This window comes from Streptomyces sp. NPDC000345, assembly GCF_042898825.1.
Classification (GTDB): Bacteria; Actinomycetota; Actinomycetes; order Streptomycetales; family Streptomycetaceae; genus Streptomyces.
The window spans coordinates 88,367-104,714 of sequence record NZ_JBIAZE010000004.1 but is presented as its reverse complement, the minus strand read 5'-3'; the positions used below and the strand labels follow the sequence as shown (position 1 = coordinate 104,714).

General features: G+C 70.1%; 16 protein-coding genes. 5 read left to right on the top strand and 11 right to left on the bottom strand.

What is annotated here, in order from left to right; genetic code table 11:
- Nucleotides 1-110: 110 nt before the first annotated feature.
- Together ACFY30_RS10805 and ACFY30_RS10800 are read left to right on the top strand one after the other, a co-directional pair.
- Complete coding sequence (locus ACFY30_RS10805) at nucleotides 111-1,406, top strand: PucR family transcriptional regulator (protein ID WP_390844851.1); 1,296 nt, start codon at nucleotides 111-113, stop codon at nucleotides 1,404-1,406.
- Nucleotides 1,403-2,068, top strand: a complete 666-nt coding sequence (locus ACFY30_RS10800) for a TetR/AcrR family transcriptional regulator (RefSeq protein ID WP_390844850.1) — start codon at nucleotides 1,403-1,405, stop codon at nucleotides 2,066-2,068. Before ACFY30_RS10805 ends, ACFY30_RS10800 begins: the two co-directional genes overlap by 4 nt.
- A 120-nt stretch (nucleotides 2,069-2,188) precedes the next feature.
- Here ACFY30_RS10800 and ACFY30_RS10795 read toward each other — a convergent pair whose 3' ends face one another.
- A complete protein-coding gene (locus ACFY30_RS10795) occupies nucleotides 2,189-2,653 on the bottom strand; it encodes a MarR family winged helix-turn-helix transcriptional regulator (RefSeq protein ID WP_390844849.1) in 465 nt (154 codons plus the stop codon).
- 220 nt (nucleotides 2,654-2,873) lie between these two features.
- Between ACFY30_RS10795 and ACFY30_RS10790 the strand changes: the two genes are divergently transcribed.
- Nucleotides 2,874-3,578, top strand: coding sequence for a type 1 glutamine amidotransferase domain-containing protein (locus tag ACFY30_RS10790; protein WP_390844848.1), 705 nt, complete (start codon nucleotides 2,874-2,876; stop codon nucleotides 3,576-3,578).
- Nucleotides 3,579-3,661: 83 nt separating this feature from the next.
- Nucleotides 3,662-4,981, top strand: a complete 1,320-nt coding sequence (locus ACFY30_RS10785) for an aldehyde dehydrogenase family protein (RefSeq protein WP_390844847.1) — start codon at nucleotides 3,662-3,664, stop codon at nucleotides 4,979-4,981.
- A gap of 185 nt (nucleotides 4,982-5,166) precedes the next feature.
- On the opposite strand, the gene ACFY30_RS10780 is transcribed toward ACFY30_RS10785, so the two are convergent.
- The 10 genes from ACFY30_RS10780 to ACFY30_RS10735 all read right to left on the bottom strand — a co-directional run bounded on the left by ACFY30_RS10780 (nucleotide 5,167) and on the right by ACFY30_RS10735 (nucleotide 15,199).
- Nucleotides 5,167-6,012 (bottom strand): acyl-CoA thioesterase, encoded by an 846-nt coding sequence (locus ACFY30_RS10780; RefSeq protein WP_390844846.1) that lies wholly within the window; start codon nucleotides 6,010-6,012, stop codon nucleotides 5,167-5,169.
- Nucleotides 6,013-6,072: 60 nt separating this feature from the next.
- Nucleotides 6,073-7,107, bottom strand: a complete 1,035-nt coding sequence (locus ACFY30_RS10775) for a phosphotransferase family protein (protein WP_390844845.1) — start codon at nucleotides 7,105-7,107, stop codon at nucleotides 6,073-6,075.
- Entirely contained in the window at nucleotides 7,100-7,882 is a 783-nt protein-coding gene (locus tag ACFY30_RS10770; protein WP_390844844.1) for an SDR family oxidoreductase, read from the bottom strand. The genes ACFY30_RS10775 and ACFY30_RS10770 overlap by 8 nt, the downstream gene beginning before the upstream one ends.
- 1 nt (nucleotide 7,883) lies before the next feature.
- Nucleotides 7,884-9,113 (bottom strand): acyl-CoA dehydrogenase family protein, encoded by a 1,230-nt coding sequence (locus ACFY30_RS10765; protein ID WP_390844843.1) that lies wholly within the window; start codon nucleotides 9,111-9,113, stop codon nucleotides 7,884-7,886.
- Nucleotides 9,100-9,912, bottom strand: a complete 813-nt coding sequence (locus ACFY30_RS10760) for an enoyl-CoA hydratase-related protein (protein WP_390844842.1) — start codon at nucleotides 9,910-9,912, stop codon at nucleotides 9,100-9,102. The genes ACFY30_RS10765 and ACFY30_RS10760 overlap by 14 nt, the downstream gene beginning before the upstream one ends.
- Nucleotides 9,909-10,727: an SDR family oxidoreductase gene (locus ACFY30_RS10755; protein ID WP_390844841.1), complete on the bottom strand. Its 819-nt coding sequence runs from the start codon at nucleotides 10,725-10,727 to the stop codon at nucleotides 9,909-9,911. Before ACFY30_RS10755 ends, ACFY30_RS10760 begins: the two co-directional genes overlap by 4 nt.
- A gap of 220 nt (nucleotides 10,728-10,947) precedes the next feature.
- Nucleotides 10,948-11,640 (bottom strand): TetR/AcrR family transcriptional regulator, encoded by a 693-nt coding sequence (locus ACFY30_RS10750; RefSeq protein WP_390844839.1) that lies wholly within the window; start codon nucleotides 11,638-11,640, stop codon nucleotides 10,948-10,950.
- Nucleotides 11,641-11,695: 55 nt separating this feature from the next.
- Complete coding sequence (locus tag ACFY30_RS10745) at nucleotides 11,696-13,219, bottom strand: class I adenylate-forming enzyme family protein (RefSeq protein WP_390844837.1); 1,524 nt, start codon at nucleotides 13,217-13,219, stop codon at nucleotides 11,696-11,698.
- 140 nt (nucleotides 13,220-13,359) lie between these two features.
- The gene (locus ACFY30_RS10740) at nucleotides 13,360-13,998 is read right to left on the bottom strand and encodes an HAD family hydrolase (RefSeq protein ID WP_390844836.1); all 639 of its coding nucleotides are present in this window, start codon (nucleotides 13,996-13,998) and stop codon (nucleotides 13,360-13,362) included.
- 1 nt (nucleotide 13,999) lies between these two features.
- A complete protein-coding gene (locus tag ACFY30_RS10735; protein ID WP_390844835.1) occupies nucleotides 14,000-15,199 on the bottom strand; it encodes an acetyl-CoA C-acyltransferase in 1,200 nt (399 codons plus the stop codon).
- Between the two features lie 296 nt (nucleotides 15,200-15,495).
- On the opposite strand from ACFY30_RS10735, the gene ACFY30_RS10730 reads away from it, so the two are divergent.
- Entirely contained in the window at nucleotides 15,496-16,335 is an 840-nt protein-coding gene (locus tag ACFY30_RS10730) for an alpha/beta fold hydrolase (protein WP_390844833.1), read from the top strand.
- Nucleotides 16,336-16,348 lie beyond the last annotated feature (13 nt).

The following is a 16,348-nucleotide window of genomic DNA, read 5'->3' as shown; positions in this document are numbered from 1 at the left end:
CGAGCACCCAACTTCGCGGCCACCGACTTGTGCGCCGCGCCCAGATCCCCCGACATGTCGCCCGCCGAGCCTGTTGACGGGACACGAGGAAGGCAGCGACTATCGGCGCCATGCCTCGCGGACCCACCCTCGGCGTCCCCGCCCTGACCGAACCCCTCAGCCGGGAGCGGCACCGGATCCTGCACGCGGTCCAGGACCGGCTCGGGGACGTGGCGAAGACCGCCGTCGCGGTCATGCGCACGGAGATCCCGTCCTACGCGCTGCAGGACGAGCGGTTCTTCGACGACGTACGGGACCAGGTCCTCACCCACTACCGGATGCAGCTTGCGGCGCTGGCCGGGGACCGGGACATCGCCCCCGAAGACCTGGTCTTCAGCCGCGCGGCAGCCATGCGCAGAGCACGGGCGGGGTTCGCCCTCGAGGACTGGATCAGTGCCTTCCGGGTGGGCCGCCAGGTGCTGTGGGACGCGCTGCTGGACTGCGCGGGCACGTCCGCCGAGGCGCAGCAGGCCGCGCTGTCCCTCGTCACCCCGCTGATGCGGTACGTCGACTACGCCAGCACCCATGCCGCGCAGGCCTATGTCGAGTACGAACAGCACGTGGTCGCCGACGCGGACGGGCAGCGCCGGGACCTCCTCGACCAACTCCTGGCCGGCACGGCACCGACACGCGGTCCGCTGCTCGCGGCGGCGCAGGCGTACGGCATCGGACCGCACTCGCCGATGACGGCGGTCGTGGCGGTGTGCGTGGGCGACACCCGCACCGGAGACCGCGCCTCGGCCGAGCACGGCTATGCGACCAACGCCTCGATCGGCATCGCCGGGCCCTGGGCCGGCCGGACCCTGGTCGTCGTCCGCCACGGCGAGGTGGTGGCCGTGCCCGTGGTCCGCACCGGCATGGACGCGGAGGACATCTGTACCCACTTCGAGGCGGTGCAGCGACGGCTCGCGCGCGAGGGGATCATTCTCTCCATGGGCATCAGCACAGTCGCCAAAGGCGCCGGCGAACTGCCGCGCGCCTACGAGGAGGCACGGGCCGCCCTCGACCTCGTGCCGAGCGGGGGCGGGGTGGCGGCACTGCCGCGCCTGTCCCCCTTCGACTACCTGGCGCTGCGCGCGGACGACCTCGCCCGCCAGCTGGTCGATCCCCGCGTACGGGCGCTGCTGGAGGACGACCGCAGACGTGGTGACACGCTGGCGACCACCATACGGGCCTTCGCGGAGGCCGACCTCAACCTGCGGCTGGCCGCCGACCGGCTGCGGGTGCACCACAACACGGCCCACTACCGATTGCGCCGGATCGAGGAACGCACCGGGCGCAATCCGCGCCGGATCGCCGACCTCCTGGACCTGCTGGTCGCCCTCGCCATCCGCGACGGCGCCGGAGAAGGTGAGGATCACCAGTGAGCGGCATCGTGGAGCCTGCCGGGACCGAGACGGCACATCAGCTGGCGGACCCGCAGGAGGGCACGGGTCTGCCGGAGGCACCCACCGGGCAGAACCGAACGATCCGGAACGCGCTTCTTGACGCCGCGCTGGAGGTGTTCACCGAGCGCGGTTACGCCGACGCCGGTCTCCCCGAGATCGCGGCGCGCTCCGGCATCCCGGTGGGCAGCCTCTTCCAGCACTACGGCGGAAAGCGAGGGCTTTACCTCGCTCTTTGGGAGGAGTTCCGGGAGGAACAGGAGCGCCGGACCGCGGCCACGCTGTCCGCCGAGCGTGACCGCGGCGTGGACGACCCCATCGCCCTTTTCGTGGCGGGAGCCAGGGCCTATCTGGAGGGCGTCTGGGACAACCGGCGCATCGGCAGACTCCTCGTGGAGAATGACGGCCCCACGGGCTTCGACGCCCTGCGCCGCCAATGGGACCGCGCGTGGGTACGGCGCAACGCCCGGCTCCTTCAGGTGGACGAGAAGCGCCGTGCCGGCCGGGTGCGGGTGAGCGTGCTCACCACCGTGATCGGCGGGGCGGCACGCGAGCTGGGCGACTGCGGGGACGAGACGGAGGCCTTGGAGATCGTGGACGAGGTGTGCGGCATCCTGATCCACCTGTCGGCACCGCCCGGCTGAGACGCCCGGGGTACAGCTCAGTGGGGGGCCTCATGAGGAAGCCCCCGCAGCGATGTCGTCCACCGCGAACCGCGGCATGCCTGCGAGGCGAAAAACGGCGGTCGCCGCCCCCGGCCGCGATCAGGTCGTCTCCTCGGGGTGCAGGCGCCCCAGGAGCTCGTGGAGACTGCGGCGACCCTCCTCGTCCAGCCGCGCGAAGGCTGCCGAGGTGGCCCGCATGTCGGCGCGGATGAGACGGACCGCCTGCCGTCCCTCTTCGGTGGCGACCACGTTCTTGATCCGCCGGTCGGCCGCGTCGGCGTGTCTGGAGACCAGCCCACGCGCCTCCAGACGGTCGACGAGTCCGGTGATGTTGGAGGCGTCACAGGCAAGCCGACCTGCGAGGGCGCGCATCGGCAGCGGTTGCCGAAGCAGGATGAGCATCTTGGCCTGCGTCATGGTGAGCCCGTGCAGTGCGGCCGCCGCTGTCAGGTCCCGGTAGTAACCGGCGGCTGCGCGGGCCAAGCGCTCCATGAGTGCGTCGTGGGCAGGGTCACCGTCCCGCACGGTGGAGCGGTCGACGGGCGGGGCGGGGGTGTGGGCCATGCCTCAAGTCTAGGCGAACCTCAATGTTTGACTTTCTAAACCATTGAGGTTTACCGTCACCTTCACTGTTTGACTGTATGAAGCATCTAATCCTCGACCACTCCTCTGTCGGGTCTCGTCGCCGCCACCCGAGCCCCGCTCGCCGCCGCACCACCACCGGCACCCCGCCGGACCACACCTCCCACCAGCGCGACCCGCGCATACGCAGAAGGAGACAGTTGTGACCGCAGTTCTGTTCGTCGTCACCGGTGCCGACCACTGGACGCTCGCCGACGGCACCCTGCACCCCACCGGCTACTGGGCCGAGGAACTCGCCACACCGCACCGGCTGTTCCGCGAGGCCGGGTTCGATGTCACCGTCGCCACACCCGGCGGCGTGGTTCCGACCGTCGACGCCGTCAGCCTGGCCGCCCGGTCCACCGGCGGCGAGGAGCACGCCGACGCGATCGCCGGGTACCTGGCCTCCATCCGCGCCGACCTGGAGAACCCCGTCAAGGTCGAGGAGGTCGACCTCGACGCGTACGCCGCCGTCCTCTACCCCGGTGGCCATGGCCCCATGGAGGACCTCGCCGTCAACGCCGACTCCGGTCGCCTGCTCACCACCGCACTGGACTCCGGCAAACCGCTCGGCGTGCTGTGCCACGCCCCTGCCGCCCTGCTCGCCGCCCGGCGCGAGGACGGCAGCTGGCCGTTCGCCGGTTACCGCATGACCGGCTTCACCAACGACGAGGAGGCCGCGGCCGGTTTCGCCGACAAGGCCAAGTGGCTGGTTCAGGATCGCCTGGTGGAACTGGGGGCCGACTTCCGCGCCGCCGCTCCCTTCAGCAAGCACGTCGTGGCGGACCGCAATCTGCACACCGGCCAGAACCCCGCCTCCTCCGAGCAACTCGCCCGGCACCTAATCGACGCCCTGAACCGCAGCTGATCCCCCTGCCCGCCGCCGCGCCCGGGCTACCCCGCGGCACGGCGACAACGGCCTCGTCCACGTACCGCACCTGTGAGGAAACCATGAACAACCCCGCACCCGAGCAGCCCGCCGAGCTCGTCACCCGGCTGCGCGCCACCTTCCGCTCCGGCAGGACCAAGCCCGTCGCCTGGCGCACCGAGCAGCTGCACCGGATGCGTACCCTGCTCACCGAACAGGGGGAGACATTCGCCGCGGCGCTCCACGCCGACCTGGGAAAGAGCTCCACCGAGGCCTACCGCACGGAGATCGACTTCGTCATACGCGAGATCGACCACACCCTGGAGCGTCTCGACGGGTGGCTGCGCCCCGAACCGGCCCCCGTCCCCGCGTTCATCGGCGAGGCCAGTGCCTGGACGCAGTACGACCCCCTGGGCGTCGTCCTGGTCATCGCCCCGTGGAACTACCCTGCGCAGCTGCTGCTGGCCCCGGTGGCCGGCGCCCTGGCCGCGGGCAACGCGGTGGTCGCCAAGCCCAGCGAACTGGCCCCGGCCACCTCCGCCGCCGTCGCCCGACTCGTACCGCGGTATCTCGACACCGACGCGGTCGCCGTGGTCGAAGGCGGGGTCCCGGAGACCACCGCTCTGCTCGAGCAGCGCTTCGACCACATCCTCTACACCGGCAACGGCACGGTCGGCCGCGTCGTGATGGCCGCGGCCGCCCGGCACCTCACGCCCGTCACCCTCGAACTGGGCGGCAAGTCACCGGCGTTCGTGGACCAGGGCACCGACCTGGACACGGTCGCCGCCCGCCTCACGGCCGGGAAGTTCCTCAACGCCGGACAGACCTGCGTGGCGCCCGACTACGTCCTCACCGATCCCGGGACCGCACCTGCTCTGGAAGCCGCCCTGGTCAAGGCCATCGAGGGGCTGTACGGGTCCGACCCAGCCGCCTCCCCCGAGTACGGCCGCATCGTCAACGAACGCCACTTCGACCGGCTGACCGCTCTCCTCGACTCCGGCCGTCCGGCCACCGGCGGCGTGTACGACCGCGCGACGAAGTACATCGCACCGACCGTCCTGGCCGAGGTGTCCCCGGACGCACCGGTGATGCAGGAGGAGATCTTCGGTCCGATCCTCCCGATCGTCGAGGTGGCCGGGCTCGACGAGGCCATCGGCTTCATCAACGACCGCGACAAGCCGCTGGCTCTGTACGCGTTCACCGCATCGGACACCACCCGGGAGCGGCTCGCCGCCGAAACCTCCTCGGGCGGCCTCGGGTTCGGCCTGCCGCTGGCCCATCTCACCATCTCCGACCTGCCGTTCGGGGGCGTGGGCGAAAGCGGCATGGGCAGCTACCACGGCCGCTACTCCATCGAGACCTTCAGCCACCGCAAAGCCGTCCTCGCCGAGCCCCTCAGCTGATCCACCCCCAGCCGAGCGTGAACATGCCAAGCGGGTCATCGGCGGCGCTGGCTCGGACGGGAAGGCCCGGCTGCTCCCCGCGAAGCACGGCTTCGACGTGGGCCAGGAAAGGACAAGGGAGGGGCACCACTTCCTTGACGATCAGTGGTCAACCCGGGGCGGCGACAGCCGGCGGGGGATGACAGCTACAGCTTCCTGTCACCGCCCTCCGGCCGCCGCGGCCGGTCGAAGCGCATGAGTCCTTCCTGCGCGACGGCGGCCACCAGACGCCCGCCCGTGTCGAACAGCCTTCCGCGGGTGAGCGCCCGGCCGTGCTCGGCCGAAGGCGAGACCTGCTCGTACAGCAGCCACTCGTCGGCGCGGAAAGGACGCAGGAACCACAGCGAATGGTCCAACGACGCACCTTGTACGGCGGTCGGGGGGTGCGGCAGCCGTGCGGAGCCCAGCAGCGCCATGTCGCTGAGATAGGTCAGCGCACAGGCATGTACGGCACCGTCGTCCGGCAACGGAGGTCCGTACCGGATCCACACCCGTTGGCAGGCCGGGGTTGCCGGGACGTGGCCGATCTCACCCCCGGGCACCCATCGCATCTCCCAGTGGCGCCACTCCGCCGGCCGCGGCATGCCCCAGCCGTTGATGCGGTCGGACTCCGGGATGTCGTCGGGTGCCGGCACTCTCGGCATGTCCACCTGGTGGGAGAACCCTTCGTCCCCCCGATGGAACGACGCCGTCACCGTGAAGATCATCTCCCCCGCCTGGACCGCGGTGACCCGGCGGGTGCAGTAGCTGCCGCCGTCGCGGAGCCGCTCGACCAGATGGTCGGTCGGCTCATGCGGACGGCCGGGCCGCAGGAAGTACCCGTGCAGCGAGTGGGCCGAGTACGACCGGTCCAGGGTGCGCGCCGCGGACATCAGCGCCTGGGCCGCTGTCTGGCCACCGAACGTCCGCGCCCACTCGCTGGGGACCGGGCCGGACCGGAACCGGTCCGGCCCGACCTCGTCGAGGGCCAGGATCTCTGGCAGTCCGGCCATGCTTCGGCTCTCCTCACTCATCACGGCCTGTCGTCGAACCAGCCCATCGCCGCCGACGGTTCAAACACCCGCCGTGTCGGCGACTTCGTGGGCTTTCGCCACCAGTGCGTCGATGCGCTCAGCGGTCGGGGTCCCGGACACGGCCCTGTTCCGCGGTTCGTCCATCGCACGGCGCATGACGCCCTCCGCGATGATCGCGACCTTCCACAGTCCCATCGCGTGCCAGTAGCCCAGCGCCGTCAGGTCTCGTCCCGACGCCGCCGAGTAGGCCGCCACGAGTTCCTCACGGGGCGGGAAGCCGTCGAGAGCCGTCGCGACGAAGTCGCCAGAGGTGTTCTCACCCTTGGCCGGCCAGTAGGCGAGCAGGGTGCCCATGTCCGCCAACGGATCCCCCAGCGTGGACAGCTCCCAGTCGAGCACCGCGGTCACCTCCCCGCTGTCGTGGGAGGTGATGACGTTGCGCAGATGGAAGTCGCCGTGCACGAGCGTCAGTTCGCGCTGCTCCGGCACAGCCGCCACGAGTCGCCGGGTGAGGTCCTCCAGAGCGGGCAGTTCGCGGGTTCTGGAACTCTCCCACTGGGCCGACCACCGCTTGAGCTGACGCTGCGCGTACGGCTTGTGGCCGGCCAGACGGCTCAGTCCGGTCGCCTCGAGATCGACTGCGTGGATCTTCGCCAGCGTCCGCGGCAACGACATCCCGATCGCCCGGCGGCGCTCGGGCGTCAGCGACCGCGCGCTCGACATCCTGTCGACCACCTCACCGTCCACGAACTCCATGAGCAGCAGCGGGACGTCGGTCACGGCGGGATCATCGGTCAGCCCGAGCACCCGTGGGGTCGGGACGGCGGTGCCCTCCAGGGCGGTCAGAATCCGCGCCTCGCGGGCCACGTCGTGCGCCGACGCCAGCAGGCGACCCAGCGGCGGCCGCCGCAGCACCCCTCTGCGGCCGCCCTGGTCCCGTACGAGATACGTCAGATTCGACTGGCCCAGCCCGATCCGCTCGAAGGCCAAGGGTCCGGCGAAGTCGACGCCGAGGGTCGCGAACCAGCGGCCCACCGCCGCGGCGTCGATTCCGACGATGTCCGCGCTAGACACCGACGCCGGCTCCCTGTCTGAACGGGAGCGCGTCACCGAGAAGTTGCCCCCCGTCGATCACCATGGTCCCGCCCGTGATCCAACTCGCGGCGTCCGAGACGAGGAAGGCGACCGCGGAGGCGATGTCGGCAGGCTCCCCTATGCGGCCCAGCGCCACCGAGGCGGAGACCGCCTGCTCGTGTTCCTTCCACAGCGCCTCGGCCAGCTTCGTGCGCACCACACCCGGTGCCACGGCGTTGACGCGCACCTTCGGCGAGAGTTCCAGGGCCAGTTGCCTGGTGAGATGGATCAGCGCGGCCTTGGAGGCGTTGTACAACCCGATGTTCGCCTCGGAGGCCATGCCGCCCACCGACGCGGTGTTGACGACCGCCCCGCCGTGCTCCCCCATCCAGGCCCGGGCGGCCAGACCCGTCCACAGGACCGGCGCCCACAGGTTCACGTCGAAGGTCTTCGCGAACCGACCGTGGTCCTGGTCGATGACCGGCCCGTAGGCCGGGTTGGTCCCCGCGTTGTTGACGAGGATGTCCAGGCTGCCGAAGCGTTCGAGCGTCAGATCCACGCAGCGCCTGGCCGCCTCTTCGTCGACCGCGTGCGCACCGACGCCGACCGCTGTGCCCTCGACCTGAGCCGCGGCGGCGTCCGCCGCCTCCTGGGAACGGGAGGTGAGGACGACGTTTCCGCCGGCCGCGGCGAGGGCCTGCGCGATCGCCAGCCCGATACCGCGCGAGGCCCCGGTGACAACGGCGGTCCGACCGGTGAGATCGAGTCCTGTCATCTCAGCTCACCGCCGAAGTCGCCGTGTCGCGGTACTGCCGCAGTTCCTGCCTGGCGATGGCCCGCTTGTGAACCTCGTCCGGACCGTCCGCCAGCCGCAACGTCCGCAGACCCGCGTACATCATCGCCAAGGGGAAGTCGTCGGTCACTCCCGCTCCCCCGTGCACCTGAATCGCGCGGTCGACGATCTTCAGCGCGATGTTGGGGGCAGCGACCTTGATGGCCGCGATCTCGGTGCGTGCTTCCTTGTTCCCGACCGTGTCCATGAGATACGCGGCCTTGAGCGTGAGCAGGCGGATCATCTCGATGTCGATACGCGCTTCCGCTATCCAGTCCCGGATGTTGGACCGTTCGGCAACCGGGCTGCCGAAGGTCACCCGTGACTGTGCGCGCCGGCACATCAGTTCCAGCGCCCGCTCGGCCGCGCCGATGGCCCGCATGCAGTGGTGGATGCGACCGGGCCCTAGCCGGGCCTGACTGATCGCGAACCCCTCGCCCTCGCCCTTGAGCAGGTCCTTGGCCGGCACCCGGACATTCTCGAAGATGATCTCCGCATGGCCCTCGCGGTCCGCGTACCCGAACACCGGGAGGTTCCGGACCACGGTGACCCCGGGGGCGTCGATCGGGACGACCATCATCGACTGCTGGCGATGCGGGGCCGCCGTGGGGTCGGTCTTGCCCATCACGATGAGCACCTTGCAGTTCTTGTGCATCGCGTTCGAGGCGAACCACTTGCGGCCGTCGAGCACGTACGCGTCGCCGTCGCGCTCCATCCGCAGCTCGATGTTGGTGGCGTCGGAGCTGGCGACCGCGGGCTCGGTCATCGCGAAGGCCGAGGCCATCGTTCCGTCGAGCAGGGGCTTGAGGTACTTCTCCTTGTGCTCCTCGGTGCCGAACAGCGTGAGCACCTCCATGTTGCCGGTGTCGGGCGCGTTGCAGTTGCACGCCTCGGAGGCGATGTGGCTGCGGCCCATGATCTCCGCCAGCGGCGCGTACTCGAAGTTCGTCAGGCCCGGGCCCCACTCCGGGTGCGGGTGGAAAAGGTTCCACAGCCCGCGCCTGCGCGCCTCCGCCTTGAGCTCCTCGAGGATCGGCGGGTGGAAGTGCGGGTCACCCGAGGCGCGCATCTGCTCGTGGTACACCGCCTCGGCGGGGTAGATGTGCGCATCCATGAACTCGAGCAGATCCGCCCGGTACTTCTCGGCGCGGTCCGACATCTCAAACAGGGACATCCGAACTCCTGACGGGTAGGGAGGGAAAGCGGGGAGGGCGCTTGTCCAGGTGACTGGCCACGCCTTCGACGACATCGGACCCGTGGAACGCCTGGAGCATGAGGCCTTCCGCCCGGGTCACGGAATCGGCGTAGGTGCCGTCCGCGTCGTTGCTCAGTTGGCTCTTGATGGTGGCCATGGAGGCCGGGGAGCAGCGGCTCGCCAGATCGGCTGCGTACGCGACGGCGGCATCCACCACGCCGCCGGTGGGGACCAGGTGGTCGAGGAGTCCGACACGGAAGGCCTCCTCGGCATCCACCATGCGGCTCGACAGCAGCAGGTCCGCCGCCCGGCTGTGCCCCACCAGCCGGGGCAACAGCCAGGAGATCCCGTACTCGGCGATCAGCCCGCGTTGCGCGAATGCCGTGGTGAACCGGGCAGCGGACGAGCCGAAGCGAACGTCGCAGTAGAGCGCCTCCACCATGCCCAGGCCGGCGGCCACTCCGTTGATCGCTCCGATCAGTGGTTTGCGCAGGGTCCGCGGAACGTCCCGCGGACGGCGCCGTGCCCTGTCCGCCTCGGACACCTCGCCGACCGCCCGCAGTCGTTGCAGGTCGGCTCCGGCGCAGAATCCGCGTCCCGCGCCGGTGACCACGACGGCGCGTACGTCCGGGTCGTCCTCGGCGGCGTCGAGCAGCGCGACATAGCGGTCCTCGAGTTCGTCCGTCCAGGCGTTCAGCTTGGCGGGCCGGTTGAACGTGAGCACCAGCACCGGCCCTCGGTGTTCGGCGAGGACGAGCTCGCCCGGCGCGCCGGTCATGCCTGCGCCGGCAGGGAGCTCTGATACCGGCGCATTCCGCGCAGCCACCGGTCGTAGTCCGAGCCCTTGTGCTTGTACATCTCGAGAACGTCCGTGTGCGGCAGGATGAGGAAGCGCTCGTCCTCTACGGCGGCCAGGACGGCGTCGGCGACTTCGGCCGGCTCCAGGACGTCACCGGCGGAGGTGACGGCCCGCGTCGCGGCCCTTCCCAGCGCGTCTCCGGAGTCCTCCCCGGCGAACAGCAGCTTGGTGTTGACCCCCATCGGGCACAGACAGCTGACACGGACCCCGCGATCGCCGTAGGTGACACTCAGCCATTCGGCGAAGGCGACGGCCGCGTGCTTGGTGACGGCGTACGTGGCGGAGCCGATCTGGGTGAGCAGTCCGGCCGCCGAGGCCGTACTGACGAAGTAGCCCTCACCCCGCTCGAGCCACCGCGGTACCAGCAGCCTCGCCGCGCGGATGTGCGCTCGCAGGTTGACGTCGATCGAACGGTCCCAGTCCTGCTCGCTCGCGTCGAGGCCAGGCGCCCCGGCGATGCCCGCGTTGGCGAAGTAGAGATCGACCGGGCCGAAGGCGCTCTCCGCCAGGTCGACCAACCGCTGGATCTGCTCGGTGTCCGACACGTCCGCGCCGGCGCTGACGGTGCTTCCCGGACGGTCGGCGTTGACTCTCTCCGACACCGCCCGCGCGCCGTCCGCGTCGAGGTCCGCGACGACGACCCGGGCACCCTCCCGAGCGAGCCGTGCGACCAGCGCGCTGCCGATGCCTGCGCCACCTCCGGTGACGACGGCGACTCTTTGTGCAACGTTCACAGCGAACCCTCTCGGTGGCGGGCGAGGCTGGGGCATGGTCCCGAGATCACGGGACCGCGCTCTTGCCGACCTGTATAATTGAATCCGACGTCAAGTTCAATAGCAGGATGCGTGGCGCCCTCGCAGAACGGCTTCCGACCGGCCCCGCGACGGAGGCGAGAAAAAAAGAAGAGCACCCGGCGGTCCCGGGTGCTGTGAGGTGGGCGGTCCAGCCGCTGGATCAGCGGTGGCCGGGGAAGCGGAGGGCGTTCGCCCAGAGCCGCGTGACCGTGGACACGAGCTCCTCGAAATCCACCGCCGCCCCTTGCTCTTGCCGTTCGCCGAGCACGAAGGCGTTGTAGGCCATGACGCTGACCATGCCCGACAGCGCACGGGAGGCCATCATCGGATCGACCTCGCGGTCTGCGACCCCCCGCGCCTGCAGGTCGGCGATGCCGCGGGCATTGCGGCGGATGAACGCGTCGGCGCGCCGCCCGCGGAACTCACGGAACAGCGGCTCCACTTGGGCAACCTGCTCGAGCAGGCCCATCAGCTTGGCGTTCCGTCTGTACGCCTCGAGATACGCGCGATTGCTCGCCTCGAGTACCGCATAGGGGTCGTCGGTACCCTGCACCCGGCCCATGCCGGGGTGCATCATGTCCTCCTGCGCCTCCAGAAGGACGGCGGCAAGCACCTCTTCCTTGTTGGCGAAGTAGGTGTAGAAGGATCCGGCCGCGCACTGGGCCTCTTTGGTGATGTCGGTCAGGCGGGTGTCGAGGTAGCCGTCCCGTTCGAACACCTTCCGCGCGGCCTTCACCAAAGCGGCCCGGGTCCGCGCTCCGCGCTTCGTCGTGGGCGGCTCGCGAAGGTGCGAGAGGGGCGCCATGGGCGGTGCCTGCTCGCCGTCCAGCTCCTCGGGCGCAGTGGTCTCCATTCCAGGAACTGTACTTGAATCCGACATCACCATCATGAACCGGGAGGGCGCAGGCTCAGTGCCGACGGGCGGCGACGTCGTCGGGCGCCGTGTCAGGTGCCAGGACCGTACGGTCGATGGACCGCTTGAGGATCTTCCCGGTCGGCCCCTTGGGCAGCGCGTCGACGAACCGGACGATGCGCGGGATCTTGTAGGCGGACAGCCGCTCTCGTGCCCAGCTCGACACTTCGGCGGCACCGAGCCGCGAACCGGGCCGGGCGACGACGAGCGCGGCGACCTCCTCGCCGTAGTGCTCGTCGGGAACGCCGATCACGGCTGCCTCGACGATGTCCGGATGCTCGTAGAGAACGTCCTCGACCTCGCCGGGGTAGACGTTGTATCCGCCGCGGATGATCAGATCCTTGATGCGGTCGACGATGCGCAGGTCGCCGTCCGCGTCGGTTTCACCGAGATCGCCGGTCCGGAACCAGCCGTCGGACGCGATCGCCGCGGCGGTGTCCGCGGCGCGGTTCCAGTAGCCCCGCATCACCGTGGGCCCCTTGATGTGGACCTCACCGACAGTACCCGGCGGGCATTCACCGCCGCCGTCGTCACGCACCTGAACCTGCATCCGAGGCACTGCCCTGCCGGTGTACCCCGTCTTGCCGCCGCGGTCGATGTCGTTGAAAGTGCCGAAGGCGGTGGTCTCGGTGAGCCCGTACCCTTCGAGGATGGTGCAGCCGAAGCGGGCCTCGAAGGCCCGGGCGATCTCCCCCGGAAGCGACGCGCCGCCGGAGACCGCTACACGGAGCCCGGCGAAGTCCGCCGGGTTCGCATCACCCGCCGCGTGCAGCAGGGCGTTCCACATGGTCGGCACGCCGGCCATGATGGTGAGCCGGTCGCGGCGCAGCATGTCCAGCATCGACGCCGGGTCGAACCGGGCCAGCAACGACATCGAACCGCCCACGGTCAGGGTCGCCATCATGACCGAGGCCTGGCCGAACACGTGGAACAGCGGAAGTCCGGTGCCGGTACGGTCGGCGCTCGAGACACGGCTGCACGCGGCGCCGATCTCCCCGGCGGACAACAGGTTCCCGACGGTGAGTTGGGCCCCCTTCGGCCGCCCCGTGGTTCCCGACGTGTACAGGATGGCCGCGGTCTCGTCACGGTCCCGGTCGACCACGTCGGCAGGGGCGGCGGTGACCGGCGTGCCCGGGGTCAGCGCCCAAGAGGGCACCGAGAGCGCCGCGGCCGCCTTCGCGACGGCGGGGCCGAGGGCGTGCCACGCGATCGCCAATGAGCATCCGGCGTCGCCGAGAACGTACTCGACCTCAGCCTGGGTGGACATCGTGTTGACCGGCACCACGACGCAGCCCGCGGCCTGAATCCCGAGGTAGGCCACCACGAACTCGGGCACCGACGGCGCCGCGAGCAGCACCCGGTCCCCTGGGGACAGGCCGGCGGCTGCCAGGGCGCCCGCGTACCGCATGCTCGCGTCCCGCAGCTGGAGGTAGGTCCATTGATCCGAGGCGCCGCGCAGTGCGATGTTGTCGGGGGCGGCGGCCGCGTGGCGGCGCACTGGATCGAAAACGCTGGTCATGGGCGGTGCCTTCCGGGATGTGAGCAGGCAAGGGTGCAGGTCGCACCTTCACCGATGGGTTGACTTGGCCCGGCTTCGGCGTCAGGTCCTCGGGCGGTGCGGCCGGATGACCGACCTCACTGCGCCCGGTCGCCGGATCGTCAGGTGATGATCCCGAAGCGTTCGGCGAGTTGGCGGCGGGTGTCGGCGGCGCTGGTGTGCAGTACGCCCCCGATTCCGATCCGTGCCGCTCCGTCGAGGTTCTGCTGCAGATCGTCGATCATGACTGCCTCCTCGGGGTCGACGCCGAGGCGTTCGCACGCGATCGCGTAGATCCGCCGGGAGGGCTTGCGGATCCCGACCTCACCGGAGATGACGATCGCATCGGCGACGGCGTCGAGTTCGACGTCGTCGTAGGTTCCGGTGCCGAACGAATTGGACACGAGCGCAACGGGACGGCCCGCGGCGCGGAGATCACCGAGCAGCGCGAGCATGTCCTGGTCGATCGACATTCCCGCCTGCATGCGGGCCGTGAGCCCCTCGGCCACCACGTCGGCACCATGGGCACGGAGCCGTGCGGCGAATCCTCGCTCGAAGGCTTCGGCGTCGATACGGCCGCACTCGTGGTCGGCCAGGAGGGTGCGTGACGCCTCGTCCCGGCCGAGGAGGTCCAGCGGCAGGCGCGGGTCGCCGCCGAGCGAGGCGCCGAAGTCGGTGAAGGCCCGCAGCACACTGGAGGTGATGACGCCGCCGAAGTCCACGAGGACCGCGGTGCGTGCCGTGTCCGTCGCGCTCGACATCTCAGGCGACCTCGAACAGCCCGGCCGCGCCCATTCCGCCGCCGATGCACATCGAGATCACCACATACCGCACGCCCCGGCGCTTGCCCTCGATGAGGGCATGCCCCACAAGCCGGGCACCGGTCATTCCGTACGGATGACCGACCGAGATGGCGCCGCCGTTGACGTTGAACCGCTCCGGGTCGATGCGCAGTTCGTCCCGGCAGTACAGCGCCTGGGAGGCGAACGCCTCGTTGAGTTCCCACAGGCCGATGTCGTCGACGGTGAGGTTGTGCTGCTTCAGCAGCTTCGGAATGGCGAACACCGGTCCGATGCCCATCTCGTCCGGCCCGCAACCGGCGACGGTCATACCCCGGTAGACACCCAGCGGTTCGAGTCCTCGGCGCTCGGCCTCCTTCGACTCCATCAGCACCGACGCCGAGGCCCCGTCCGACAGTTGAGAGGAGTTGCCGGCCGTGACACGGGAACGGGCACTCACCCGACCGTCCGGCAGCACCGGCGCCAACCCGGCCAGGCCCTCGAGCGTCGTCGACGCGCGGTTGCCCTCGTCGCGAGTCAGGGTCACGGCCTCGTCCCGAACCTCCCCGGACTGCTTGTCCAGGACCTTCTTGACGCTGTCGAGCGCGACGATCTCCTGGTCGAACCGACCGGCCTCCTGTGCCGCCGCGGTGCGCTGCTGTGACACCAGCGCGAACTCGTCCTGGCGTTCCCGGCTCACGCCGTAGCGTTCGGCGACGATCTCCGCCGTGTGCAGCATGGGCATGTAGATGTCCGGCGCGTGCTCGACCAGCCAGGGATCCGTCATGCGATGGGTGTTCATGTGGTCGTTCTGCACCAAGGAGATCGACTCGACACCGCCGCCGACAGCGACCTGCATTCCGTCCGCGACGATCTGCTTGGCGGCCGTCGCAATGGCCATCAGGCCCGAGGAGCACTGCCGGTCGATCGTCATCCCCGACACGATGTCCGGAAGACCGGCACGCAGAGCGGCCTGACGCGCGACATTGAAACCCGAGGAGCCCTGCTGCACGGCGCAGCCGAAGAGCACGTCCTCGACCTCACCCCCCTCGAGCCCGGCGCGCCGCACCGCGTGCGAGAGAGCATGGGCGGCAAGTTCCTGCGCCTGGGTGTCGTTGAACGCGCCGCGATAAGCCTTCCCGATCGGCGTCCGCGCCGTCGAAACGATGACTGCTTCCCTCATGTCGCCTCGCTGTTTCCTGTTGGTCCGGTTGATCCGGGGGCTTCGGGGCCTGCACGCCGAGCTCCGTGAGCCGGGCTCGCTTGCCATAGGCGGCGCCGCACGTCAACCGCGGTGCGGAGAGGGCCCATCGACCGTCTCTTCAGGCGATCGACGACATGTCATGGCCCCAGGGTGCCAAGGGTCGGCCTCCCGACCGGTTATATTTGAATTCGGCGTCAAGTTCAACCAGCGGCGGGCCTTGACAGCCCATCCCCTCCCCTGGAAGGTACCGACCAGTCGGTATGGGAAGGTGGATCGTGACTCAGCTGAGCGTCTCCACAGGTGCAGGTGTGTTCGACGTGATCGCGGCGGGTCCGCCCGAGGCCCGCCCGGTGCTGCTCCTGCACGGCTTCCCGCAGACGGCGCTGGTGTGGCAGCGGCAGATCGAGGCGTTGGCCGCGCAGGGCTACCGGGTGGCGGCACCAGACCAGCGTGGGTACTCCCCCGGCGTCCGCCCCCTACAGCCCGGGGACTATCACATCAGCCTTCTCGTCGACGACGTGGTGGCGATCGGCGAGGCACTGGGCTGGGCGGCGTTCGACCTGGTCGGCCATGACTGGGGAGGCGCGGTGGCCTGGTGGACCGCCCACGCCCACCCCGGCCGCGTGCGCACCCTGACGGTTGTCTCGACCCCGCACCCCGGCGCTCTGGCCACCACCCTGCGCACCGACCAGGATCAGCGCGAACGCTCCCACTACATGATCGACTGGCGTGAGGCACCCGCCACCGAGGAACGCATGCTCGCCCACGACGCCCAGGAGCTTCGCGATTTCTACGCCGGAAGGGTCCCGCGGGACCATGCCGACGCCTACGTGTCGCACCTGTCCCGGCCGGGCGCTCTCACCGCGGCGCTGAACTGGTACCGGGCCGGCCGCCCCGAGGGCGCGATCGGGGTCATCGACGTGCCCACCCTGTACGTCTGGAGCACGGAGGACAGCGCGTTCGGCCGGGCAGCCGCACAGGAGACCGGGCGATGGGTCAAGGGGCCGTACCGGTTCGAGACCCTCCAGGGCGTCAGCCACTGGATCCCCGAGGAGGCGCCCGAAACCCTGAGCCGCCTGCTGCTCGAACACCTGCGGGCGCATGGCGAGCACTGAACCCGCGGCGAAT